We start from the raw sequence: 4,931 nt of genomic DNA on the forward strand, positions 1-4,931 counted from the left end.
TCAAAAAGACGAAACAATCATAATAAGAGTTAAAGATAGTGGTGTTGGTATGACGAAAGAACAGTTAGCAAGGCTGGGGCAACCATATTATTCTTTAAAAGAAAAAGGGACAGGATTAGGGCTTATGGTAACATTTAGTATTTTACAAGCGCATAATGGTACATTGGAATATAAGAGTGAAAGTGGAAAAGGCACTGAAGCAATTATTATATTACCAGCTGTACAAAATAAGGAATAAAAGTTACCGATGGAAGGTAACTTTTTATTTTATATTGCTTATTCATTTGTTTTTTCTTGTTTTGCTCGGCTAAATAAACTTTTAAATGTTTGAAAGAAACTTTGCTCTTTTGAGGCAGCAACCATTCTTTTTGTTTCTTGAATTTCTCGAATAACTTGCATAAGCTGTGCATCACGATTACTGTCCTTGTTATAAATTTGACTAACAAGTTTATTCATTTTTTCTTCCTGTTTGGATTCTCGTTTATACATATGATTCATTAATAAGTCCATCTTTTCTTTTTGTAATGCATCTGTTTGAGCGGCGTGCTCGACTAACTCTTGAAGCATTTTTTCTTGAGAGCCTTCTTTTACATAAACTTGTTGCATCAATTCATCTAGTTTCTCATCCTTTAAACGATTTTGTGTAATTAGAGTAGAATTTTGATGAATAATTGCTTCATTTAATTGAGCTAGCATTTCAAGTTTCAACATGAATTCCTCAAAGTTACGTCCATCTTCCTTTTCTTTCGGTTGTATCTCTTGCTTATCTTGTATAACTGGTACAGGTGGGGCCTCTTTTTCTTTTAAAATAATCGGTATCGTTTCTGAAATATCTTCTTGTAATGTAGCAGCTCTTTCATGTATAGATTTCAATAGTTTTAAATCATCAAGTTTATAAATACGAGCATCAGCTGTTTTAGAAATCATATAGCCATGTTCCTCTAACAGTTGACTATATTTGCGGACTATATGTTTTGGGATGCCTGTTTTATTCGTGACATCTTTCGTTTTATAGGTAGCTTCCATGATATTTCCTCCCCAAAAAGTATCGTATATATCATTTCAATCTTTTATGAGGACTTCCTTTGAAAAAGAATGTCGGAAGGCTATTAGTTTTCTACAGCATTAGTGAAAAAATGAAAGTTTTTGGCGGAATGGCAAGGAATAACTAAAATAATGTCTGAAAACATATACAGGAGAAGTTTGTTATAATAACGGAGGAAAAAAGAAACTGGTAGAAACATGGAGGTATACATGAAGCAATTAAAAGGTATTATCATTTCAATTATCGCAATTCTGTCTATTTTAGTAGCAGTTTATGAAGTACTTGTGCCAGAGGAAACAAGTGTAAAGAAAACGAATACGTATGATCAAGTGTTAGAATTTCCGAAAGAACGTTATCCAGAGACAGGAAAACATATTACGGATGCTATAAAAGAAGGGCATTCAGAAGTTTGTACAATCGATCGTGGTGGTGCTGCAGATAGAAGGAAATTGTCGTTAGCACCATATCCTTCAAAAAAAGGGTATGATCGTGATGAATGGCCAATGGCGATGTGCAAGGAAGGCGGAAAAGGAGCACATATTGAATATATAAGTCCGGCGGATAACCGCGGAGCAGGCTCTTGGGTAGGGAATAAGTTAGATAAATATCCAGATGGTACGCGTGTGAAATTTGAAGTGAAGTAGTAGTTGTACATTTCATAATGAAGGAGAACGGGAACTATGGAGTTAACAATTTCTTATTCGCAATTAATGTTGATGAACTATGACGGTGAGCAGCCTTATGTAGACTGGACGGATGAAGATTTTGAAAGAGGTTATGCTGAGGCAGAGGGAACTGTTATTTTTGAAGCACTTTCTGATTATACTTGTGAAGTGAAAGTGACCCCAGGGAAACATATTGAAAAAGAAGAAGTGATTAGAACGATTACGGTTCCTTTTACAGTTGAAAATGAAAGTATCGTTATAACGAGTATTCTTTCAAATAAATTTCAAATACCTATTCCAAATGGTGAGTATACAGTGGTCTTACAAGCAATTCCTCTTGAAGAGCCAACGGATGATGAATTATATAAAATACAATACGAATTCTTTTTTGAAAGTAAAGAATAAAAAATGGGTTATCCTCAATAAGGATAACCCATTTTCGTTATGCGTTTGTTTTTAGCAGGGAGCGAGCATCTTTTGCTGCTTGCACCATGTGCTCTAAAGCTGGAATAACTTCTTCTGTTCTTCTCGTTTTTAAACCACAATCAGGATTAATCCAGAAATATTTAGGATCGCATACTTCTAAAGATTGTTCTACGATTTTATACATTTCATCTTTACTCGGTACACGTGGGCTATGAATATCATATACACCTAGACCGATGCCTTTTTCATATGTTGTATGTTTTAATGTATCAATAAATTCACCGTGACTTCTTGATGTTTCGATAGAAATCACATCTGCATCTAATGCGCGAATCGCATCAACAATATCTTCGAAGTTACTGTAACACATATGAGTATGAATTTGTGTTTCATTTGCTACAGAAGAAGTTGCTAAAAGGAAGGATTGAACTGCCCATGTAATATAAGCGTCCCAATCTTTTTCTTTTAGTGGCATTCCTTCACGAAGTGCTGGCTCATCGACTTGGATTACTCGAATTCTGGAAGATTCAAGTAGTTCAATTTCGTGACGAAGAGCTAATGCAATTTGATACGAAACTTCTTTTCTTGGAATGTCATTTCGAACGAAGGACCAATTTAAAATTGTAACAGGTCCAGTTAACATTCCTTTTACAACTTTCTCTGTTAAGCTTTGTGCATAAACAGTTTCCTTAATAGTCATTCCGTTAATAAAGGCTACATCACCATAAATAACAGGTGGTTTTACGCAGCGGGAACCGTATGATTGTACCCAACCGTTTTTAGTGAATGAGAAACCAGCAAGACGCTCACCGAAATATTCGACCATGTCAGTTCTTTCAAACTCACCATGTACAAGGACATCAAGACCAATTTCTTCTTGGTAACGAATCCATTTTTCTGTCTCTTTTTCAATAAATTTTTCATATTGTTCATTTGAAATAACACCGTTACGCCATTCTTTTCGCGTTTGACGAACTTCAGTTGTTTGCGGGAAGCTACCGATAGTTGTTGTTGGTAACAATGGTAACTCTAGGGCAACTTGTTGTAATTCGTATCGCTTTTCAAATGGAAGAGGACGTGAAAAATCTTCTTCTTTTAGTGCTGTTCGTGCTGCTTTGACATCTTCACGGTTACGTACAGCAGATGAACGAATTGTATGATGTACATTTCGATATGTTTCCAGCTCATTACTAATACTTTCTGTACCTTTAGTGAGAGCAGAATGAATAAGAACTAACTCTTCTAATTTTTGATTTGCAAATGCTAACGCATCAAATAGCTCAGTCGATAAGTGAGTTTCTTCTGTTTTATCGATTGGTGTATGCAATAAGCTACAAGAAGGCTGAACAATGAAGTCTTTCGTTTGGACTTGTTTTTGTAGCGTTGTAAATAACGTAAGAACTTCATCAAGGTCAGCTCTCCAAATGTTACGGCCATCTATACAACCGACAGCTAAAGTTTTATCAGCTGGGAATCCATATTTTGAAATAGCATGTAGATTACCTTCTTTACCATGAACGAAATCTAATCCAATACCGGATACAGGGAATGTAATAATTTCTTCATAGTTTTCTTCTACACTATCAAAATATGTTTGTAAAAGAAGGTTCGCATTTGGAACTTCTTTACGAATAGCTTCATAAATTTCTTTTGCTTGTTGAACTTCTTCTTTCGTTAAAGAAGCGAAAATCGGTTCATCAACTTGAATGACTTGTGCACCAGCTGCATGTAGTTCTGAAAGCAGTTGTACGTATGGTGCAACTAATTGTTTTAAAATCGTAGCGAATTGTTCTTGTGTATAACCTTTAGCTAATTTTAAGAAAGTATATGGTCCTAAAATAACAGGTTTTCCATCTACTCCTAATTCTTGTTTTGCCTCTTCGTATAAGCGAAGTGGACGATTATCTTTTAAAGAGATTTGTAATCCCTCTTCATATTCAGGAACGATATAATGATAGTTTGTGTTAAACCATTTTGTCATTTCAGAAGCTACGTGATCTTTAGAGCCACGCGCCATTGCGAAATATACATCAAGGTAAGATGTAAACTCAGAAAAACGTGATGGGATAAATCCTAGCATATAAGCAGTATCCAAAACGTGATCATAATATGTAAAGTCGCCAATTGGAATGAGTTCAATCCCTTTTTCTTGCTGTACTTTTACGTGTTGAAGGCGAATTTCTTTCATTGTTGTTAAAAATTGTTCTTCATCGATTTTATTGGACCAAAAAGCTTCCAATGTTTTTTTCCACTCTCGTTGTAGTCCGATACGTGGATAACCTAAGTTACTTGTTTGAATTGCCATTTTAAATTCCTCCCTAATTGAAAGTAAGCATTTCCGTTTACTAGGAAATACCTATAACAAAAAGTACAAAGACATAGAAAATAAGCCTTCCTTTTTGTTTTAACACCTCATCATCATCCGTGAATCTATCAGTGTTGTTAAAACAGGCAGGTCTCCTGACTTATGCTTCATATAATTTCTTTCACCTTCCCGTTTTCACAGTGGCACTAAAAAGAAATCTCAGCATTTACAGTGGCGGGACCGTGTTGGAGTTTCACCAAGCTTCCCTTTTAAACACGAAACGAAACTTTCGTGTACCTATTTTCCTTTTGAAAGGAATTTAACAAGCGATATGATATTGAAACAAATTCTAACACAATTTTTGGAATTTTGTCTACTGTTTTAAAATAAGAAAATTCCAAAGTTTTTATTTCTTATTATTCTGACTTTTACATTCTGAAGTAACTAATAATATTACATTATAAAAAGAGAAATTGAGCTATGAAAGAAG

5 protein-coding genes and 1 riboswitch are annotated in these 4,931 nt (G+C 34.8%); of the genes, 3 read left to right on the forward strand and 2 right to left on the reverse strand.

Features of this window, described 5'->3' with window-relative positions; genetic code table 11:
• Nucleotides 1-238, forward strand: a 238-nt coding sequence (locus tag DN403_RS30130) for an ATP-binding protein (RefSeq protein ID WP_149186084.1), incomplete at its 5' end; no start/stop codon positions are given.
• Between the two features lie 38 nt (nt 239-276).
• On the opposite strand, the gene DN403_RS30135 is transcribed toward DN403_RS30130, so the two are convergent.
• Nucleotides 277-1,026, reverse strand: a complete 750-nt coding sequence (locus tag DN403_RS30135; RefSeq protein WP_000388468.1) for a DUF3967 domain-containing protein — start codon at nt 1,024-1,026, stop codon at nt 277-279.
• Between the two features lie 228 nt (nt 1,027-1,254).
• Here DN403_RS30135 and nucA point away from each other — a divergent pair, with 228 nt between their 5' ends.
• Nucleotides 1,255-1,689: a DNA-entry nuclease gene (nucA, locus tag DN403_RS30140; protein ID WP_000811494.1), complete on the forward strand. Its 435-nt coding sequence runs from the start codon at nt 1,255-1,257 to the stop codon at nt 1,687-1,689.
• A 36-nt stretch (nt 1,690-1,725) separates the two neighbouring features.
• The gene (locus DN403_RS30145) at nt 1,726-2,115 is read left to right on the forward strand and encodes a competence protein ComJ (protein WP_000424022.1); all 390 of its coding nucleotides are present in this window, start codon (nt 1,726-1,728) and stop codon (nt 2,113-2,115) included.
• Between the two features lie 37 nt (nt 2,116-2,152).
• On the opposite strand, the gene metE is transcribed toward DN403_RS30145, so the two are convergent.
• Nucleotides 2,153-4,441 carry a 5-methyltetrahydropteroyltriglutamate--homocysteine S-methyltransferase gene (gene metE, locus DN403_RS30150; protein WP_149186085.1) on the reverse strand — a complete coding sequence of 763 codons (2,289 nt, stop codon included), beginning with the start codon at nt 4,439-4,441 and terminating at the stop codon, nt 2,153-2,155.
• Nucleotides 4,442-4,569: 128 nt separating this feature from the next.
• Nucleotides 4,570-4,757, reverse strand: a riboswitch (cobalamin riboswitch).
• Nucleotides 4,758-4,931 lie beyond the last annotated feature (174 nt).

This window comes from Bacillus sp. AY2-1, assembly GCF_008368965.1.
GTDB classification, from domain to species: domain Bacteria; phylum Bacillota; class Bacilli; order Bacillales; family Bacillaceae_G; genus Bacillus_A; species Bacillus_A thuringiensis_S.

Excerpts from the sequence above, each read along its gene's own strand:
- DN403_RS30135 (WP_000388468.1), bottom strand. The coding sequence starts at position 1,026 with ATGGAAGCTACCTATAAAACGAAAGATGTCACGAATAAAACAGGCATC.
- nucA (WP_000811494.1), top strand. The coding sequence starts at position 1,255 with ATGAAGCAATTAAAAGGTATTATCATTTCAATTATCGCAATTCTGTCT.
- DN403_RS30145 (WP_000424022.1), top strand. The coding sequence starts at position 1,726 with ATGGAGTTAACAATTTCTTATTCGCAATTAATGTTGATGAACTATGAC.
- metE (WP_149186085.1), bottom strand. The coding sequence starts at position 4,441 with ATGGCAATTCAAACAAGTAACTTAGGTTATCCACGTATCGGACTACAA.